Genomic DNA, 20902 nt, shown 5'->3' on the forward strand with positions numbered 1-20902 from the left:
CATATCTTCAGCTGACGACAAAAGCGGAGGGGGGTTATCCTCTCCGCTTTTTTTATGGGATAATGATTTCGAATCACACGAGGCAGTTTGTATCTTTTGCTGAAATTAAAATAACGTAAGCATGGATTTTAAGACGAAATTAAATAAGGCGGTAAACAGTAATAACTCCACGGTTTGTGTAGGGCTTGATCCCAATTTGGACCTACTTCCGGCTGAGTTAAATGGCATAATTGATCCGGCCGAAAGAGTTACTCAATTCTTAAAAACTGTAATTGATGTGACCCATGAGCACTGTGCGGCTTATAAACCAAATCTCGGTTTCTTTGAAGCACTCGGCGCTGATGGATGGGATACTTTTGAAGAAATAATAAACAATATTCCCGAAGACAAAGTCATTATTGCCGATGCCAAACGAGGCGATATAAGCTCTACAGCCGAACACTATTCAAAAGCATTTTTTGAGACCCTGGAGGTAGACGCTATTACTCTAAATCCCTTAATGGGCTTTGAAACCCTTGAACCTTTTCTGGATTACCCCAAAAAAGGCATCTATGTTCTAACGCTTACCTCGAATCCCGGGGCAAAAGATATTCTCTTACAACAACTGGACAGTGGCCAAACGCTATCCACTTTTATTGCCAAGAACCTTCATAAAAAACAACAAAACCATACCACTGCTGTCGGTATGGTGGTAGGAGCAACAAAGGCTACAGAACTGGATCCTGTGATCTCCCATTTCCAACAATCTCCATTACTTATTCCGGGGGTTGGTAAACAGGGCGGTTCTGTCAATGAACTTGCCAACGCCCTTGAAGCCCATACCGGAACTCCCCTGGTTAACTCAAGCAGAAGCATCATCTATGCCCGAAATGATTCAGAGGACTGGAAAAATGCCATAGGCAACGCTGCCTCAAACCTTAAAAAACGTTTAGCTCCAATAACCAACCGATATGTCTGAAAAGAGTAAAAAAACTGTAATTGTATATACCGATGGAGCATGCAGCGGAAACCCGGGACCAGGAGGCTGGGGTGCATTACTGCAATGGAATGGCGTTGAAAAAGAACTTACCGGCGGGGCTTCTAACACTACCAATAACCGAATGGAGATGCGCGCCGTTATTGAAGCACTTAAAGCGATTAACCAGCCATGCCATATAAAAATCCACAGTGACAGTGCTCTTATCGTAAATGCCTTTAAGAAGGGATGGATTGACAATTGGCAAAAAAGAGGATGGAAAACAGCCAGTAAAAAACCGGTGAAGAACAAAGATCTTTGGAAAAAAATGTTGGCAGCGATGAAACCTCACAAAGTAGAGTGGATTAAAGTAAAAGGGCATTCAGATAATGTTCGGAATAACCGTGTTGACCGTCTGGCGGTTGAGGCTTCTAAAAAATATCAATAACAGAGCTATATATTGTTAGGCAGTGCTAAATTATAATACTTTGGAAGATCAGTGCAGGGTTCAGCAAGAGATGGAGAACCTAGCTTTTATCTACTTCCTGTTACTCAAACTGGCAAACGGTTTTAACTCCATATCAGCATACATATTCCGCTCGGCCATCATAGCACCTGTTATGGCTATCATTGCTGCATTATCAGTACAATAAGCTAATTTCGGAATATACAAATCACATTCCACATCGTTGGCAAGTTTTTTTGCTTTTCGACGCAGCATCGAATTTGCAGAAACACCTCCCGCCAATACCACGCTATCGACACTGGTATTCTTAATAGCATTATCTAATTTTTTTACCAATACTTCGGTAATAGCATATGAAACGCTGGCACAAACATCGTCTAGGTGATCAGCTAAAAACTGCTCCCTATTCTCTTGATCTTCCAAGAAATATTTGACGGAGGTTTTTAAGCCAGAAAAACTAAACTCAAAATTATTATCTAACATCGCCTGCGGGAAATCATGAAAGCGCGGGTCCCCATTTTTCGACCGTTCATCAATCACCGGTCCCCCAGGGTATGGAAGACCAAGAATTTTACCGATCTTATCAAAAGCCTCGCCTGCAGCATCGTCCCTCGTTTCACCAAGTAGCTCATGTTCGAATGGACCTGACACATGAACAAGCTGAGTATGCCCTCCAGATACAGTAAGAGCTACAAAGGGATACTCTGGCTCCTCATCGATAAAATTAGCATAGATATGAGCATCCATATGGTTAACACCAACAAGCGGAATATCCTTTGAAAGGGATAATCCCTTTGCAAAACAGAGTCCTACCAGCAGCGATCCCATAAGGCCGGGCCCCTGAGTAACAGCAATTGCATCAACCTCCTCTATCTCTACGTTTGCCTCCTCCAGCGACTGCTGTACCGTTCGCCAAATCGTCTTGTGATGGGCGCGAGAAGCTAACTCCGGTACTACCCCGCCATACTGTTCGTGCACAGACTGAGAGGCAATAACATTCGATCTCATGCCCCCACCAGTGTAGACAGCAGCAGCGGTTTCATCACAAGAGGATTCAATACCTAGTATGGTCATCGTATTCTAATCTAACAAGGCTATCGTTAAAACAACTTTTAAAACTGATATCAGGCAATGTTTAACATGCGTTCGATCGGCAAGTGAGCCCGCTCGGCCAATTCTGCTTCAACTTTCACCTCATACTGCTCGTATTTCAGTGAGTCGTATAACTTCTCAAGCGTAATCATCTTCATGTATTCACATACCGCATTTTCATTGGCTGGATGGAATGTTTTACCTGGATTTTCTTTACGCATGCGATGTAAAATTCCGGTTTCGGTAGCAACCACAAACTCATCGGCATCCGACTCCTGGGCCCGATTTAGCATACCGCTTGTGGAATGAATATGACCATCTTCGCAATCAAAATACATTGCCGACTTCATCATGCAGGAAGTTGAGCAACCACATTCTGGATGAATCAACATCTCAGCTTCGGGATACTCTTCCTGCTTTTCAGAAAGATTCAACTCCCCGATCTTTTCGTGCACATGGCAAGCACCATCCCAAATATTGAGTTCCCGACCCGTAACCATCTCAATATATCCACCTAAAAACTTGTCGGGCAAGAATAAAATCTCTTTCTCTTCCGGTATGGTGTTAATCACATCTACCGCATTTGAAGAAGTACAACAATAGTCACACTCTGCTTTTACAGCAGCGGTTGTATTGATATAAGTAACCGTAACAGCATCGGGATGCTCTGCTTTCCAGGCACGCAACTGTTCCACTGTAATACTATCAGCGAGCGAACAACCCGCATCTAAATCCGGAATAAGCACCTGCTTATCCGGAGAAATAATGGATGCAGTTTCTGCCATAAAATGAACGCCACAAAAGACGATCATTTCAGCATCGGTATCTGCTGCCTGGTGAGAAAGTCCCAGAGAATCACCAATATAATCAGCGATATCCTGCACTTCGGGTACCATATAGTTATGGCCTAAAATTACAGCGTTCTTTTCTTCTTTCAGTTCTTTTATCCCATCAATTAACTCTTGGGTATTCATAATAACTATTCCGTTTTCATTCTATTTATAAATTTCTTGTATCTGCTGGCTTATATCAAAAGCGGAAACCGAATGGGTAAGAGCCCCAACAGAAACAAAATCAACGCCTGTAGAGGCTACCTCTTTAATAGTTTTTAGGGTAATATTACCGGACGCTTCGGTTGCTCCTTTTCCATCCACAAATTCCACTGCCTTTTTCATTGTAGCTATACTCATATTATCTAGCATAATGATATCTGCCCCAGCTGCTATTGCTTCTTCGACCTGTTCCAATGTCGTTGTTTCAACTTCAATACGTGCGTTAGAAACATTCTGTCGCACATTTTGAACGGCCTTTGTAATACTGCCGGCAGCAACTATATGATTATCTTTTATCATTGCTAAGTCAAAAAGTCCCATACGATGATTGGCACCACCCCCCGCAGTAACGGCCTCTTTATCTAACAAGCGTAGCCCCGGAACGGTTTTTCGTGTATCTAATACTTGCGTATCCAGATCAGCGATGGCCTCCACATATTTACGAGTCGTAGTGGCAATGCCCGACATTCTCTGGGCTATATTCAAGGCGATGCGTTCGGCGGTCAAAATAGCGCGGGCATTCCCCTTTATCGTCACAATAGACGTTTTCTTAGGTACTTTTTCGCCTTCATTGACATGGGAATTCCATTTAATATCAGGGTCCAACTTTTCAAATACGCGCCGGCCAACCTCAATACCGGCAACAACTCCTTCCTCTTTGGTGAACCAAATTGCCTCGGCTTTATAATCCTCATCAACAATAGAATCTGTAGTTATATCACCGCTGCGAATATCTTCTTCAAAAGCACGATCGATCAGCGCTTCTATCAACGCATGTTTAGTTTCAGCTTGTTCTTTATTCTTCATCTTATACCGAAAGGGATTTCATATTTTCTTTTTGATAGCGAATAGGAGATGAAGAAGATTGCATAGCCGGAAAATCACTCCGGGTATGAACGCCTCTGCTTTCTTCTCTTTCCAATGCAGAACGACTGATCAATTGGGCAAGTTTTATCATTCCCTTAGAACGCAAGGAGTAATACTCCTTATCATTTTCCAAGAGCTGATTTTCAAAAACTTTCAATTGGTCCAACGCCTCTTTTAACCCTTCTCTACTTCTTTCAATGCCAACATAGTTACTCAACAGTCCCGCAACATTTTGCTGTAATGCGGTAAACAATTCTTTGTTTTTGTCTTCTATCTCAAATTTTGACGACAGGGTCCCTTTATCACCTATAGTAATATCACTATCCTGTGAAGTTTCTACTGCTCGTTTACTAAATACCAAGCATTCCAGTAACGAATTACTGGCCAGTCTGTTAGCTCCATGTATACCTGTTGCCGCTACTTCACCACAAGCAAATAACCCTCCTACTGATGTGCGTGCATGTAAGTCTGTAGCGATACCTCCAATACAATAGTGGGCAGCAGGCGCCACCGGAATCCCTTCCGTACACAGATCAATGCCCTGCTCCTCAATGCGTTGTATCAAAGTTGGAAAATGAGTACCCAGTTCACCAATATCCAAATGGCGAACATCCAGGTATACATAATCGGATTCCTGCGCTTGTATCTGCTTTAAAATCTCTTGGGATACCACATCCCGTGGAGCTAATTCTTGTTGGGGATATGATGCCATGAAACGCTCACCCGATTTATTGTACAACCGGGCTCCTTCTCCGCGCACTGCTTCGCTAATTAAAAAGGTAGATCCGTCTCCGGCATAAAAAGCGGTAGGATGAAACTGCACGAATTCAAGATCGCGTAAGCTCGTTCCAGCATTATACCCCAGCCACAAACCATCGCCCGTTGAGGTATGAGGATTTGTGCTTCGCTGATAGAGCCCCGAATAGCCTCCGGTTGCTAATATTGTTACCGGACTTTCTATCGTTAACAGTTGATCTTGTTTATACAGATAAGCTTTTGCTCCCAAGCATTGGCTATTTCTGGTACACAATTCATAAGCAAAGGCGTGCTCAACAATCTCAATATTTGCCTGCTGCTTAACCAGCTCAGTAAAGAATTCCACCAACGCTTTGCCCGTAGCAGCTCCATTAGCGTGCAGTACCCGTCGATTTGAATGACCGCCCTCAAGTCCAAGTTCGATATTGCCATTTTCAGTATCAAAGGGCATTCCGAGATCTATAATCTCCTGTACCCGTTTGGCTCCCTCTTGGACAAGTATATCAACGGCTTGAGGATTACAGGTACCTCTGCCCGCCTCAAGCGTATCCTCTTTATGACTTTGATAGCTATCTTCATCGTTTAAGACAGCGGCAATCCCCCCTTGGGCCCAGTAACTGCTGCTGGCTTCAAGACTGGACTTTGTAATGAGAGTTACATTACCGTATTGACTGGCATGCCAGGCCGCATGTAGGCCGGCTGCACCACTGCCAATGATGAGGAAATCGGTTTTTGAGGTGTAACTGTTCACTGCTTGGGATAACTAAAATTCATTCAAATATAAGGCATTATATCCATCTCCCCTAACCTCCTTACTGGTTTAGTCTGCGGAGTGAAAAAATAACCGTAGCTATAGTTTTTTTAGTCGTTTTATTCAAAATATAACGACACAATAAGTCTGACTTAGCTAGCGACAATTAAAAAACAATGTCATAAAAAAAGCCCTCCATCATTCAGATGGAGGGCTTAATCCTAATTAGAAATCATTAGCAAATGATCACTCTTTATCTTCATCATCAACAACTTCGAAGTCTGCATCTACAGCATCTTCATCGTCGTCTTGCTCAGCACCAGCTTCGGCTGCCCCATTTGGAGCTCCCGCTCCGGCAGCGGCTCCAGCGGCAGCACCACCAGGTCCGGCAGCACCGGGTCCGGGTTGACCATCAGCAGCAGATTGATAGATCTCTTGTGAAGCTTCAGACCATGCATTATTGAGTTCTTCCATTGCATCATCCAGCTCATCTACCTTCTCTTGGTCGTGAAGCTCTTTCACTTTCTCAAGAGCTTCTTCGATCTTCTCTTTATTCTCATCAGAGATCTTGTCTTCATGTTCATCTAGCTGCTTGCGTGTTGAGAATACGAGGCTGTCCGCTTTGTTGAGCTTCTCTGCTCGCTTACGGATACGTTCGTCCTCTTCAGCATGCTCTTCAGCCGCTTCTTTCATTTTTTCGATCTCTTCTTCGGACAGTCCAGAAGAAGACTCAATGCGGATACTCTGTTCTTTTCCGGTTCCCTTATCTTTGGCACTAACATTCAGAACACCATCAGCATCAATATCAAAGCTTACCTCAATCTGAGGAACTCCGCGTGGTGCTGGTGGAATACCATCCAAGTGAAAACGTCCCAAGGTGCGGTTATCTTGTGCTTTCGCACGCTCACCCTGCAGTACGTGAATTTCTACACTGGTCTGGTTATCAGCAGCGGTAGAAAAGGTCTCGGTCTTACTTGTTGGGATAGTAGTATTTGCTTCGATAAGCTGTGTTGATACACCGCCCAAAGTTTCAATACCGAGAGACAGTGGCGTAACATCGAGTAGTACTACATCATCAACATCACCAGACATTACACCACCCTGTATCGCAGCTCCAACAGCAACTACTTCATCAGGGTTAACACCTTTACTAGGATCTTTGCCAAAGAATTCTTTTACAACTTCCTGAATTTTTGGAATTCGTGTAGATCCACCGACCAAGATAACCTGATCAATATCATTCTTGGTCATTTCAGCATCGCCCAATGCTTTCTTGCATGGATCGATAGTTTTCTGAACCAAGTCATCAATCAGCTTTTCAAATTGCGAACGGCTGACATCAATGTTCAAATGCTTAGGTCCAGAATCAGTAGCTGTAATAAATGGCAGATTCACATTCGTTTTCTGCGAACTGGACAGCTCAATTTTTGCCTTTTCAGCAGCATCTTTCAAGCGCTGCATTGCCATTGGGTCTTCACGAAGATCAATACCTTCATCTTTTTTGAACTCTTTTGCCAGGTGATCAATCAATCGAGAGTCAAAGTCATCACCACCGAGGTGGGTATCACCGCTTGTGGATCGTACTTCAAATACACCATCACCAAGCTCAAGAATAGAAATATCAAATGTACCGCCACCAAGGTCATACACTGCTATCGTTTGGTCTTGGTCTTTCTTATCAAGACCATATGCCAGAGAAGCAGCAGTTGGCTCGTTTATAATACGTTTAACATCAATCCCTGCAATTTCACCAGCTTCTTGTGTTGCTTTACGCTGTGCATCATTAAAGTATGCAGGTACGGTAATTACTGCTTCTTCAACATCTTCGCCCAAATACTCTTCGGCGGTTTGCTTCATCTTTTGAAGCACCATCGCAGAAATTTCCTGAGGGGCATATTTACGATCTTCTATCTGAACACGAGCAGTATCATCATCGCCTTTTACAATCTCATAAGAAGCCTGGTGCGTCTCTTCTTCAACCTCATTATACAGACGCCCCATAAAACGCTTAATAGATGAAATCGTTTTTTCAGGATTCGTTATTGCTTGTCGTTTCGCGGGTGCCCCAACAAGGCGTTCACCGTCTTTAGAAAAAGCCACAACCGATGGGGTTGTTCGGCCTCCTTCAGAGTTCTGAATCACCGTAGGCTCATTACCTTCCATAACGGCAACGCAGGAGTTGGTAGTACCCAAGTCAATTCCTATAATCTTTCCCATAGTAGTTATTTGTTCTTTTTTATTAGTTATTTAATTCTTTGTGCAATTTCTTACAAACCTGCCATCCCGAACTTGTTTCGGGATCTATCAGATGCTGAAACAATTTCAGCATGACAAGTAATTAATTATTTAATTGGTATCGATTGTGCATCGTTAAGCACTTCTGATTTAGGCATTGTTATTGTCAATACGCCATTACGAAACAGGGCATCTGTTTCGGCAGCATTAACATTTTCCGGCAGAGCAAATGAGCGAGAAAAAACACCCGTCGAGCGCTCTTGGCGACGAAACACCTCTTCATCATCTAATTCAGTGACTCGTTCACCTTTCACCGTCAAAACATGCTCTTTCAGTGCGATATTAATTTCTTTCTTTGACAGACCCGGAAGATCTAGCTTAATGACAAACTCTTCATCGCTTTCAATGATATCACATGCCGGAGCAAAATCATGGCCTTTATCTTCTAAAGGCACAATTCGTTCTACAAAGTCTTGTATATCTTTACCCAGCTTTGTTAACTGTTTTTCAATATCAATTGCGAAATCATTCATAGATCCACTGGTCTAATTCAAGTTCACTATTGTATGAGCAATGACAATGCCAAGTTTTAAAGGTGGGATATATTTATGACGTATTGGCATTAATACGTCAGTACCGAATAGTAATTGTCAGATTTGCGTAACCAGAGATCAATTCGTCAGTGTTCCGAGGTCTTCCCAAAAGGCAGGGTACGAAATGGCAGTACAACCGGCATCCAAAACTTGGGATTTATCCTCTGCCATCATACTCAATACGGCTGCAGACATTGCAATCCGGTGATCATCAAAACTGCTATATAACGAAGCCTTCGGCACAAAATCGGGATCCCCTTTTATCTGCAGCCCATCCTCATATTCCGTAAAATCAGCCCCGGCTTTCCCCAACACATCTGCCATAGCTGTAAGGCGATCAGTTTCTTTATGTCGTAATTCACCGGCTCCTGAAATACGAGATACACCATCAGCAAATACCATAGCAACCGCTAAAATAGGTATCTCATCGATACAGTTGGGCACCACCTCTTCAGTAATATGAATCGGTTCTAGCTTTGAACTCGAGATCGACAAATCTCCTACGGGTTCTGCTCCCTCACTACTCTCATTCGTAATCGTGACAGTAGCTCCCATACTTTTTAAGATATCCAGCGCTCCCGTCCGGCTGGGATTGAGCCCAACTTTGGGCAAGTTTATTTCTGAGTCCGGATGTATGGCGGCAGCTACCATCCAGAAGGCAGCTGCTGAAAAATCGTTCGGGATACGATAAGACTGCTCAGGAATCACAGCCTCACGGGAAGAACGGATAATCTTATTTTCATCTCTTTCTTCAATATTCAAATTTAACAGGCGCTCGGTATGGTCGCGACTGGGCAATGTTTCTATTACTTCGGTCTCACCATCTCCAAATAGGCCGGCCAGTAACACGCATGATTTAAGCTGGGCACTGGCAATAGGTAGCGGAAAATGCAACGGCTTTATAGGTCCATTCCGATGAATTTCCAAAGGCGCATAGTCACCATCACGCGCTTCAATAGTTATACCCATTTTAGTGAGCGGGTCTATTATGCGTTTCATAGTGCGGGCAGACAGGGATTCATCACCGATAAGGCGCGCTGATACTCCCGATCCCCCAATAATACCACTTAACAAACGCATTGTAGTACCCGAATTCCCACAATCCAGCTCCTTTGCAGAAGCTTGCAACCCCTCGCGACCTACTCCTTTTATCTCAATAGTGTTATCCTCCTGCTCACGAATAGATACCCCCAATTTCCTCATACAATCCAGCGTACTATGTGGATCGGCAGCAGTCGAAAAGTTACTTATCGTAGAAATTCCCTCATACAAAGCGGCAAACATCGCAGAACGATGGGAAATTGATTTATCAGCTGGTAAGTTAAGTGTTCCTTTTAATACTTTCGCAGGTGTAACGTCTTGCTTCATTGCTTAAGATCGATCCAGTAAACGTTGAGCTTCTTGTGATTGTGGGGTATCAGGATAATCTTCAACCAGTTTTTGGAGTGCTGATCGGGCCTCACCGCGCTGCCCCAGCTGAATATAACATTTTGCTTTACCAAGTAACGACTTCGCTACCCAGCCATCAAAAGCCTGGTACAAAACATTAACATTAGAATACGCTTTTATTGCGGCTTCATAGGACTTTTGCAGATGGTTTACCCGTCCTAATAGGTATTGGGCTTCTGCTCCAACTTCCGTTGTATTTGACTCCGCAACCAGACTTAAAAGATCTTTGGCCTGCTCATAGTTTTCTTTTTGTAATGCCACCTTTGCCATCCCCACTTTGGCCGGAGCATATTCTGGGTTATTATTCAGCGCCACCTGGTAGTGCTTCCCTGCTTGATCAATATTATTCATGACAAGCTGAGCGTTGCCCATGCCGATTAAGGCTTCTTGGCGATACTGGCTACCTTCTTTGGCAAGCTGCTCAAAATAATCAACCGATTCTTGGTAATTCCCCTGGCTGTAGGCAATTCGTCCCAAAGAAGCTAGCGATGGGGCCGCACGTTCTGAATTGGGAAAATCTGAGACAATCGTACGATATTCCTGAACTGCTTTTTCAACTTTATTGGTCTGCTCATAAGCATTTGCCAGGTTAAAGTGAGCATCCGGCTGCAATTCTCTATTATTGGTAATACGTAAGTACTGCTGAAACTCTTTAATTGCTCCTCTATAATCCCCCGTTTGCATACGGTTATCAGCTTGCCTGAAACGCAAACGGTCGGCCATTGAAGTTTGGGGATGTTCTGCCAGGAAATCTTCCAGTACTGCAGAGCTGGAATCTGCTTTTCCGCTCGACATCTGTGCATACTGAATACCGTTTACAGCCTCAATGATATACTCACTCCGGGGATATTTTTCCATCACTTTTTTATAAGCATCGATAGCTTTTTCGTATTCTCCGGCATTATAGTATGTGTCTCCGATATTATACTGCGAGCGAGCGGCCCAACTCGTATTGGGGTATTTGTTTATTACGGTCTGAAATTCTTCTACTGCTTGGGTATAGTTACCGGTATTCAGATATATATAAGCAATATTATATTGGGCTTGCTCTCGTAAACGACTATAGGGATAAATTCGAAGAAAACGGCGAAAAGTCGTTACAGCCTCATATGTTTGTTCATTACGGTAATGACTATTGGCAATTTGGAACATCGCGTAATCTCCACCGGGCTCGGCTCCTATGGCTTGCTGGTAATATTGGATAGCATTCTCATAATCACTAATGGCGTAGTAGGAGTCTCCAACACGTAGTTGCGTATCGGTATCATAGGGATACAGGGCTACTTCCGGTGCTTCATACTTATTTTTGAACCGAACAAATGGTTCTATCGCCTTTTCGTAACTCCCCATCTTAAAGTAGCTCCATCCCAAGGAGTAGTTTGCCGGACCAACAAGCTTATGGTTGGGATAACGTTGAATAAATTTCGCAAATTGTGCGCTGGCAGGCCCATAATCATCCAAGTGATAATAAGCATCAGCACTCCAAAAAAGAGCTTCTTTCCCTAATTTTGATTCCGGATATTTTTCATTTATTGATTGAAAAACAGGTTGTGCCTGCTTGTAAGCCTGGTTGCTATATTGGACCCAAGCTTTTTGAAATTGGGCTTGTCGCTTTACAACGGGAGATACGTCGGTCACCTTTTCAGCTTCGTTAAAAGCCTGTATCGCTCGTGTATATTCTTGGTTAGCAAAATAGGCTTCTCCCAACAGGGTATAAACTTTTCCCTTCCACTCCAGTTTTCCATCACTGCGAACCAACGGTAATAACACCTCAATAGCTTCACTGTAACGCCCTACTTCATACGCTGTAATGGCCCATTCGTAATAAGCTTCTTCGACCCACAACCCTTTTTCAAACCGTTCACCGAAAGAACGAAAAGTCTCAATCGCTTCGCGGTAACGAGAACCTAATTTTTCATTTACAGCTTTATAGTACAGTCCTTTGCGTGCAAGTTCATCATTTCCTTTTGCAGCTTTCCCAAACTCTTCTGCTGCCCAGTGATAGATCTCTTGTTTATGATAAACCCAGCCTAAACCATAATGTGCCGCTCGTACTTTATCAGTCCCCTTTGTTCGATTGATATACTGTTTATAATAGGTAGATGCATTATCAAATTGATTCAAATAATTATAACTTTCTGCTATTAATAAAACAGCCTTTGTTTCCCGTTCTTCATCCAAGTGGGGAATAGCATTTTTAAAGGCTTCAATAGCTTCTTGATAACGTCCCTGCTGGTAGTACGACTCACCAAGAGCGGTACCTATACGGCGTGTCATCTCATCACGAGGATATCGCTCTTTAAGTAACTCAAATGCTACCGTTGAGGAATCATATTTATTTTCACTCAGATATAATCTGCCACGTGAATACAAAGCTTTGGGAGCCCAGTCAGAGTCAGGATATTTATCTGCCAATGTGAGAAAGTAGGCTCGGGCCTGACTATTATCATTATTGGCGGCAGCAGCTTCTCCCATCCAATAGTAAGTGCGGGGCGCATTCTTATTATTTAATCCAAGCTGTACAGCCCGATCATAAAAGTGTATTGCTTCATTATACTTTTTCTGTTCTTCTGCGCGCTGTGCCATTTCAAATAATAGCTTTGACGAGAATAGGCTATAGGGATAACGATCAATATAAGTCTCATAATATGAGAGCGTATTGACCGAATCAATTTTTGACTTGGCTCGAGCTAAATAAAAACCAGCGGAGGCTTGCAGACTATGTTGAGAGTGATTAGCAATAAAATGATTTAATTCCTCAATGGCCTCCTCATATAATCCCTTATCAAAAAGGGTAATACCTTGTTGGTAGTTTTCAGTATCGGGAGATTGAATCTCCTGAGCCTGTAATGGGATAACAGTGAAAACGAAGACAAATAGGAGCAGACAAAGAGTGACACGCTTATGTAACATCAGGTAGAAAAACAGTTTGCATTTCAGTTATTACTGAATATATCAAGAATTGTCTTTTTGTTCCGAAAAAAAAGAAAGGATACGGTTATAATCAGCACTCTTTACATATCGATATACTTAAGTAATTCATCAGCCCGGTTCTCCAGATCTTCGCCAAAAACAGTACTTTTTGATTCAGCAAGTACAGTATACTCATATCGACGAAGAGCTGCCACAACACGAGACACATCTTTAATATTTAACTTGAAGGAGACTTCAAAATTTTGATCTCCTTTGCTAGGGGTTTCCACTGTTACCCCCAAGATCTTAGCACCCTCAGTCTCTATAATTTGCACAATTTCAGAAATAGAAAAGTTAATTCTGCTAAGTTCAACAGTAATAACAGATCCAAAAGAAGCAAGATTAAGCATTCGAGAGAGTGACTCAAGAACTTGATCTTTGGTAAGAACTCCCAGATATGTCCATTCCTCATCAACAACAGGTAACAGGCGGAGTTCATGTTGCAACATTAACCGAGCTGCCTCAAAAATATGCTGTCCCTGATATATTTTTACCGCCTCATCTAACTCCAAATCCGAAACAAGCGTTTTATCTGAGGCCTTCTCAATCTGTCTGCGATCTACTTGTCCAATCAGTTTTTGGGTAACTTGGTTAACAACAGGCAGCATATCGTAATGCTCCTGATCCAAACGCTTCTTTACCGTGATAACATGATCACCGCCTTCTAGCGGTTTAAACTCTTGTTCTACTATGGATTTATTAGCCAACATAGTTTTATTCTTTAAGGATTCACCTATATAACTGACTCTGCTGTATCAATATTATCCAGCAACGTTTCCAGGCGCATTAGATCAGGCTTAGCAATACTAAAAGTAAGTTCAACATCTGACCCTACATACTTTTTCTCCATAATATTAGCTTCACGATGTAAAAATGCGACTCCTTCATACTTGGCCACCGGAATCTTCATAGTCTTTGTAACGAAATCTTCTTCAATAAGTTCCTTGATTTCGTTTTCAAGCTTACCCAAACCAATACTCCGTTCTGCAGAAACAAAAACTGCATCGGGATATGCGTGTCGAAGTTCTGCTATCTGGTGCGAATCCAATAGGTCAACCTTGTTAAAAACCAATAAATTCTTCTTGTCGTCTACCTCCATATCTTCCAGTGTTTCTTCTACTACATCGATATAATCTTGAATCATCCTGGCAGAAGCATCTACTACATGAAGTAAGATATCGCATTCACGAACTTCATCAAGCGTAGATTTAAAGCTTTCGATAAGATCGTGAGGTAACTTTCGTATAAAACCTACTGTATCTGATAACAAGATATCATGATTTCCAATCTCATATTGACGAACAGTAGAGTCAAGCGTAGCAAACAATCTATTTTCAGCTAACACTTCAGTCTCTGTAAGTGCATTCATCAGCGTAGACTTACCAGCGTTGGTGTACCCAACCAAAGAGACGCGATTTTTATCAGAACGTCCCTTCCGTTGCGTCTGACGCTGTTGGTCAATTTTTTCTAACTTTTCTTTCAGTGTAGCAATCCGTTTATCAATCATACGACGGTCCATCTCGATCTGTGATTCACCAGGACCTCGTGTCCCAATACCACCTTGCTGACGGGATAAGTGAGTCCAAAAGCGGGTTAGTCGTGGTAATAAATATTGTAATTGTGCCAGCTCGACCTGTGTTTTAGCCGCTGCTGTTTTAGCACGTGAGGCAAAAATATCCAAAATAAGACCGCTACGATCCAGCACTTTGGCCTTGGTTCCCTTTTCAATATTACGAATCTGTGTAGGCGAAAGATCATCATCAAAAATGAGGGTCTCGATATTTTTTTCGCCTGCCATTCGTTTGAGCTCCCGCAGTTTACCCGAACCAACGTAGGTCGAAGCATCAGGATGCATCCTATTCTGTAGTACTTTATCTACGGTAATACCACCAGCTGTATAAGTTAACAGTTCAAGTTCATCTAAATATTCTTCAGCCAATACTCGTGGTGTATCAGGACCATAAACTGTTACTAGTAATGCCCGCTCTTGGGCTATATCTGAATTTTGTATCTCTTCGAACAAATGACTACTGGTAAAAAATTAAAATTATTCGATCACAACAGCTATTCGAACTGCTCTACGTTAATATCTCCTTTCATATAACAACGAATACGTCGTCCGAGTTTATGAGAAATCAATTTTTGGAAAGATTCTCTTTTGTTATGCGGTACATCAAGCTCTAAACGGATCAGATTATATTGATCATCCTTTTCTTGGTGACCATAAATGAAGATATATCGTGTTTTATCCTCAATTTCTTTTTCTACAAAATCTCTGATCTGATGCCATGCTACCGTTTGAGAGGGTCTATTTACGTTTTTAACAATGCCGTGATCCGTAATAAATCGCTTTGTTACCAGGTAGCTGGTTGTAAACCAACAAAGGCCCAGCCACATATAAAAGCCTGCTGCAATCATTTCTGGTAGTTCAGCTCGGTATGCCGCAATACTACCTACCATGAGACCTGATATCAAAAACAAGGTTGAAAATAAGGGAAAACCGTACATTTTGCCAGTCTTCCAACTTAACCTCACATTACGTAATCGTAATACATTAACTAAGGCAGATGTCGCTAATACTGCTGACCCAAAAGTAATGGGAACCAGTATAAACCAAAGTACGATATTTTCGCTGAGTTGTATCATATAATCTTAAGATACGGATTCTGCTTTATATATCCGCGAGACAACTGTCTCTGTAATTAAAAAAAGCAAAGCTAGCCAAATAAACCAGTTCCATATTTCTTTACCGAACATACTGGCACTCAACTTTTCATCGAGCTCTTCTGCCGACCACTGCCCGGCTTCAATTCCTTTATTGACACTCAAGGCATTAGCAGCAAACATTTCTTGCCACGCCGTGTTTTCTAACGAACCAAAACGTGATTCAAGTATACTTTGATTTACTGCAATTTTAAATATATCCTCACCTGCTTCCACTGTAAGTATTCCGGGCTCCCATTCTTCGGCGCTGTATAAAATATGCAGCCCGGAAGCAGACTGCTCTACCTCCGGTTTATATTCCGACTTGTTAAGTACCAATCGAACATCCGCAGTTGGTAGTAGCTGTTTCCATTGAAACTTTTTTCCCAACTCATGTCTTTGTAAACCAGCCTTTTCTGATGAAGAGGCATAGAGTACTGTTCGGTAGTAAAAAGGTGCAAAAAATGGATTAACCGACAAATTTGACCAGCCGGCATCGGTTCCCAATGCTGATACCAGGAATACCCCTTCTCCAAACGGCTGCTCTGTTAACAAAGGATCATTATTTTTTGCTTCCAGAATATCGATAGAAGCTGTATTAGCAGGGTTTCGATAGCGATAATAGTAATAAAGAGAGGGCAGCTTAATATTTATATCCTCTTCCTCTTTTGTAGCGAAAATATTCTCTAGTACGGGATGCCCCTTTTCAATCTCACCCATCTTTATAACTTGTTCAAATGAACCATACTCACCAATAATATTCGTGAACTTTCCGGCATTAAAAATAGATAAAAAGCGATTGTAGTTCTCAAGAGCTCCTTTCTCAGATGGAAAAAATAACATTCCATTTCCCTCCTGTACATAGCGCTGCATACCCTGAAACCAGTAGTCTGGCACTTCTTCTACACCATCTAAAATTATGGCATCATAAGAAGACCACTCAGAAGGATTAACGTCACTCGGTTGTTGTTCATTAAATGAAATTTGCGCACGAGACTCTTGGGCGGCTTCCAATACAGATCGTATTTGAGAAGTATAGGCCGCAGCTTTGTTTTTATCTTTGATAATTAAGACTGAACGTTCTTTAGGAATTCTGACTGCAAAATATCGACGATTATCATAATCAACCTCATCCCCTTCAATGATAATACGACCAGTTAAACTGCCTGTTTTTTCAGGAACTGTTTGAAATAGAAATTCTTTCACCTCTCCCGGCTTCAGCGTCACTTCATACTGTCCCAAAAAATCTCCTTCTACTTCAAGAGAAACAAATTGGTTAGCTACTGCTGCATCACCTACATTTTCTACATCTACAGCAAGTGTGATGGGCGTATCACGACTGATCATTTGATTTTTTAATGATATAGAAGAAACAGCTAAATTTTGTTGCTTCCCTTGATCTAAATTAATGGGTTGTACCGTTACCTGCTTCCGAGCATTCTCTGTACTTTCGATGTCGAGATCTTTCAAATCATTGAGCTGACTTTTTTGCCCATCAGATATCACATACATTATTGCCTGTTGCTGCGGTGCACCCTGCAACTGCTGATAGGCTTTTAAAAAACGTTCTTTCGTATAATGTCCGGTATTTCGAACTTTAATATCAGTAATCTTCTCAGCTGCGTTATTGGATCCTAATAAACGTTCTTGTGTAGTAGCGTCACCATTAGTAGTAACAATATAAAATTTATCATCAGAGTTTGCGTTTTGTATAATACGTGTAGCTACCTTTTTTGCTTGTTCAATAAGTGGTCCACTACTACCGATTCGATTCATACTGGCACTATTATCTATCATAATAGCTACTACTTTGGGCTCAACGGAACTAGTTGGGCCTAATAGTGTTGGAGGAACAAAGGGACGTGCTAAAGCAATTGCTAAAAATAGTAGTGCAAGTACCCTTAGGGCCATTAACAGATACTGCTTAATGCGTATTCGACGGATGGTGGTCTTACGGAGTTCATTAAAAAAAGAAAGCGTCGAAAATGAGACCTTCTGCGGACGCCGAAGATTAATTAGATGAATGATAACCGGTATGGCAACAGCTAATAATCCGAATAAGAAAAATGGACTTAAAAAGTTCATTTACATCAAAAATTGTTACTTTTGGGCGGGTTGTTCCCAACTTTATTTAAACACCTTTAAGCTATAAAATTAACAGCGATTAAGTAATAATATTACTGAGAAATTCACCTATTCATGAAACACTTGAAATTTTCGGGCCTTATACTGCTCCTGATCACCTTATTATCAGCATGTTCTTCTATTCCAGATCAGCCTTGGTCTGATGCGGTCCCCCAAAAGACCCCCTTTGTTATTATGCCGGCTGAAGGTGCTACTCTTAATTCAGTCTTAGCCTCCTCCTATACCCCTTTCTTGGATGATATAACTTCTTCCGCAAATCAACTATTATCTCGGATAGATTCTACTGCTGCTCAATCGATCCCTCTACAAGCCATCTTACTTTATACAGGCACAAGCAATCAGCTTGAAACTGTCTGGATGGCCAAGACTTCACCCAATGTTTTAAACAAACTAACAGATCATTTCCACGAGCGTTTTTCACAAAATGAATATTATTTTCAGGGTGTCACCATCCATAAACTTAACTTGCAGGAACGTATCCTCTTTGCAGCTCAAATGCATGAACACCTGTTGATTTCAGAGTCAAGCCTTGGTATTGAAGATGCTATTCGTGCATACCTGGGCAACATACCACGTGCTGATTTATCAGGCCTATCCCTATCTCCGGGTAATATTATAATGAATACCCCATCACTGGATCAGTGGATTAAACAGCTTACTTCAGTTACCTATCGGCCTCAAATCAAAAATGCATTAAAAGGCACTAAACCCTCTATACTTTCTGTAAATAATCAGAACGATGGAACAAAAGAAGTTGACTTTTCTGGAGCAATTCCTCTATCTGAAAATATGCCAACAGATCTGGTGGCCTCATTTTCCAGTGTCAATGCTCCTATTTCTCTTGACCGCTATATTTCAACTAATGCCGCAGCATTTGGTCTTTTTCGCCTCACGCCCAGAATAGTACCTCCCTCCAGCATAACAAACCCAACGAAAACGGATTCCGTCTTGCTGGCTGATCAATACCGGTATACAGACCTAGCTCAAACGCTCAATCCTGAGTTTGCTTTGGTAACGTATGCACAATCGGGCTTCTTATCTACCGGGGAACACCTTTTTATACGCAGAGTATCAGACTCAAAAAAACTACGAAACCAACTGCAAAAACTAGCTGCAGATAACCTTATTCAACGAAGAGATAACACCTTTTTTGTTCAGAGCTCAACGATAGCAAAGCTCATTGGTAGTAATCTCTGTTCTTTTAGTGATTTTTACTTAGATGTCACAGGGAACGCTGTTGTAATTTCCAAGCGAAAGGGATTGGTGGAGATGGTATCATCAGACCGAAACCGTCGCAGGACCATGTATTATGAACAACAGTTCCGAGATATAAAGGATGAATTACCAAAAGAAATAAGCGGGTTATTTGTTGCTGGCCAAGATTTCTACCCATTTATAGAGCCCTTTTTAGCTCCTGATAATTACGTAGATGCAATGACTTCAAAATTTGATCTTCTTACGGCTTCTACTACACTCGATAAAAATAACAGGAAACTCTCTTTTAATGTAAAGACCTATCAAACGGAGGACCGAAGTGCGCCCTACCGTGAAAAATGGATTTTCCCAACCGGGGCTGAGCTTTCGGGAAATCCTATAATGGCTGATATCGGGGGAAGCAGCCAAGAGGAGATTATTTTCGCTACAAAGTCAGGTAACCTTTATGCCCTTGCTGCCGATGGCACAGTAGTCATGCAGGCAAATACAGATTCTGATGAACCTTTGGGCTCTCCGGTTGTCTACGACTGGTATTCGACCAACCAAAACGTAATTCTTATTGCAGCAGGCGATAAGGTATATGGATGGAATGATAATGGCCAACCATTGCCTAAATTCCCATTTAAGCTCAGTGAGCCAATCACCTCTCCTTTACAGGTAGAAGATATAGATCGTAATGGCTTGCCAAATGCTGTTGTCGCCACTGCTGATCGTAAGCTTCATGCGCTAAACGGTCGCGGCAAAAATCTTAGTGGATGGCCTGTAACCGCTAATGCAAAAATCCATAGTAAACCAATTGTTAAAGAATATCGCGGAACGCTCTCCACATTAGCATTTTCAGAAAATGCGATTCATGTTTGGACGGCAGACGGAAATCAACGGTCTGGATTTCCCAAATTTATTAATGCTTCACTCAACGGTTCGCCTCTGATCCATAAAAACCACATTCTTGCCAATGCAGCCGATGGATACCTATATGCTGTTGGTCCCAACAAGTTATTTGCCGATTCATTGAATGTACTCGAGACTAACTCGGAATCTTCAGATATCGAAGCTGTTTATGCATCAAACGGTGCCCTTGTGGGTACACCATCTGTTCATAACCTAACAGTGAACACCCAAAACCAGAAGTATCGAGAAAACATGATACTAACAATGAGTAAAAATGGATCTGTTTTCTTACTTAACACCAATGGACAGCTCCGATTTACTCAAAATATGGGCCAACCGGCCGCCCCATCCTTTTCTCCTTCTGTCACTGATTTAAACAATGATAATCTTGATGAGATTATAGCTCTGGCTAATTTCGGAAGATTGTATGTTTGGGAAACGTATAGCGGAGAACGGATCTACTCTGTTCCAACATCAGCCATGTCTAATCCTATAATAACTGATATCGATGGCGACGGTTATAAGGAGCTCATCGCCCAAACCCGGGAAGGACTCCGATGTTGGACTATATTTGGCAAGGAACAGTAATCATTTCACCAAATTGATATAACTAACAGTCTTCAAAAGTCAATTAAAAAGATGCTCACCAAAGCTGGCATCCTATTTCATTATGAATAGGTGTTGATTGAGACGAACTACCGTTTATTCTGATATCCGACTCAGGATAAAAATAGCAGTGTGGATATCTCTCCCAAATAA

The 20902-nt window shown here is 41.9% G+C and carries 15 protein-coding genes; 3 read left to right on the top strand and 12 right to left on the bottom strand.

Going from position 1 to position 20902, the window contains the following annotated elements:
* The first annotated feature begins 121 nt into the window (after positions 1-121).
* Together pyrF and rnhA are read left to right on the top strand one after the other, a co-directional pair.
* On the top strand, positions 122-958 hold the full coding sequence (pyrF, locus tag FCN14_RS15260; protein ID WP_138432170.1) for an orotidine-5'-phosphate decarboxylase: 837 nt from the start codon (positions 122-124) through the stop codon (positions 956-958).
* Positions 951-1403, top strand: a complete 453-nt coding sequence (gene rnhA, locus FCN14_RS15265; protein WP_138432171.1) for a ribonuclease HI — start codon at positions 951-953, stop codon at positions 1401-1403. Before pyrF ends, rnhA begins: the two co-directional genes overlap by 8 nt.
* A 90-nt stretch (positions 1404-1493) precedes the next feature.
* On the opposite strand, the gene tsaD is transcribed toward rnhA, so the two are convergent.
* The 12 genes from tsaD to FCN14_RS15325 form a co-directional block, all read right to left on the bottom strand.
* Positions 1494-2495, bottom strand: coding sequence for a tRNA (adenosine(37)-N6)-threonylcarbamoyltransferase complex transferase subunit TsaD (gene tsaD, locus FCN14_RS15270; RefSeq protein WP_138432172.1), 1002 nt, complete (start codon positions 2493-2495; stop codon positions 1494-1496).
* A gap of 50 nt (positions 2496-2545) precedes the next feature.
* Complete coding sequence (gene nadA / locus FCN14_RS15275; protein WP_138432173.1) at positions 2546-3487, bottom strand: quinolinate synthase NadA; 942 nt, start codon at positions 3485-3487, stop codon at positions 2546-2548.
* A gap of 21 nt (positions 3488-3508) precedes the next feature.
* On the bottom strand, positions 3509-4372 hold the full coding sequence (gene nadC / locus FCN14_RS15280; RefSeq protein WP_138432174.1) for a carboxylating nicotinate-nucleotide diphosphorylase: 864 nt from the start codon (positions 4370-4372) through the stop codon (positions 3509-3511).
* 1 nt (position 4373) lies between these two features.
* Positions 4374-5939, bottom strand: coding sequence for an L-aspartate oxidase (gene nadB, locus FCN14_RS15285; protein ID WP_138432175.1), 1566 nt, complete (start codon positions 5937-5939; stop codon positions 4374-4376).
* 246 nt (positions 5940-6185) lie between these two features.
* Positions 6186-8156: a molecular chaperone DnaK gene (gene dnaK / locus FCN14_RS15290; RefSeq protein ID WP_138432176.1), complete on the bottom strand. Its 1971-nt coding sequence runs from the start codon at positions 8154-8156 to the stop codon at positions 6186-6188.
* Between the two features lie 125 nt (positions 8157-8281).
* Positions 8282-8707 (bottom strand): Hsp20/alpha crystallin family protein, encoded by a 426-nt coding sequence (locus FCN14_RS15295; RefSeq protein WP_138432177.1) that lies wholly within the window; start codon positions 8705-8707, stop codon positions 8282-8284.
* A gap of 138 nt (positions 8708-8845) precedes the next feature.
* Positions 8846-10135 (bottom strand): 3-phosphoshikimate 1-carboxyvinyltransferase, encoded by a 1290-nt coding sequence (aroA, locus tag FCN14_RS15300; RefSeq protein WP_138432178.1) that lies wholly within the window; start codon positions 10133-10135, stop codon positions 8846-8848.
* A 3-nt stretch (positions 10136-10138) separates the two neighbouring features.
* Complete coding sequence (locus FCN14_RS15305; protein ID WP_138432179.1) at positions 10139-13129, bottom strand: tetratricopeptide repeat protein; 2991 nt, start codon at positions 13127-13129, stop codon at positions 10139-10141.
* Positions 13130-13230: 101 nt separating this feature from the next.
* Positions 13231-13899, bottom strand: coding sequence for a CBS domain-containing protein (locus tag FCN14_RS15310; RefSeq protein ID WP_138432180.1), 669 nt, complete (start codon positions 13897-13899; stop codon positions 13231-13233).
* Between the two features lie 23 nt (positions 13900-13922).
* Positions 13923-15212: a GTPase HflX gene (gene hflX, locus FCN14_RS15315; protein WP_138432181.1), complete on the bottom strand. Its 1290-nt coding sequence runs from the start codon at positions 15210-15212 to the stop codon at positions 13923-13925.
* Between the two features lie 41 nt (positions 15213-15253).
* Complete coding sequence (locus FCN14_RS15320; protein WP_138432182.1) at positions 15254-15835, bottom strand: hypothetical protein; 582 nt, start codon at positions 15833-15835, stop codon at positions 15254-15256.
* A gap of 6 nt (positions 15836-15841) precedes the next feature.
* Positions 15842-17977: a BatA domain-containing protein gene (locus FCN14_RS15325; protein WP_138432183.1), complete on the bottom strand. Its 2136-nt coding sequence runs from the start codon at positions 17975-17977 to the stop codon at positions 15842-15844.
* Positions 17978-18091: 114 nt separating this feature from the next.
* Between FCN14_RS15325 and FCN14_RS15330 the strand changes: the two genes are divergently transcribed.
* Positions 18092-20731 carry an FG-GAP repeat domain-containing protein gene (locus FCN14_RS15330; protein WP_138432184.1) on the top strand — a complete coding sequence of 880 codons (2640 nt, stop codon included), beginning with the start codon at positions 18092-18094 and terminating at the stop codon, positions 20729-20731.
* Positions 20732-20902: the final 171 nt, after the last annotated feature.

This window comes from Fodinibius saliphilus (assembly GCF_005869845.1).
GTDB classification, from domain to species: Bacteria; Bacteroidota; Rhodothermia; order Balneolales; family Balneolaceae; genus Fodinibius; species Fodinibius saliphilus.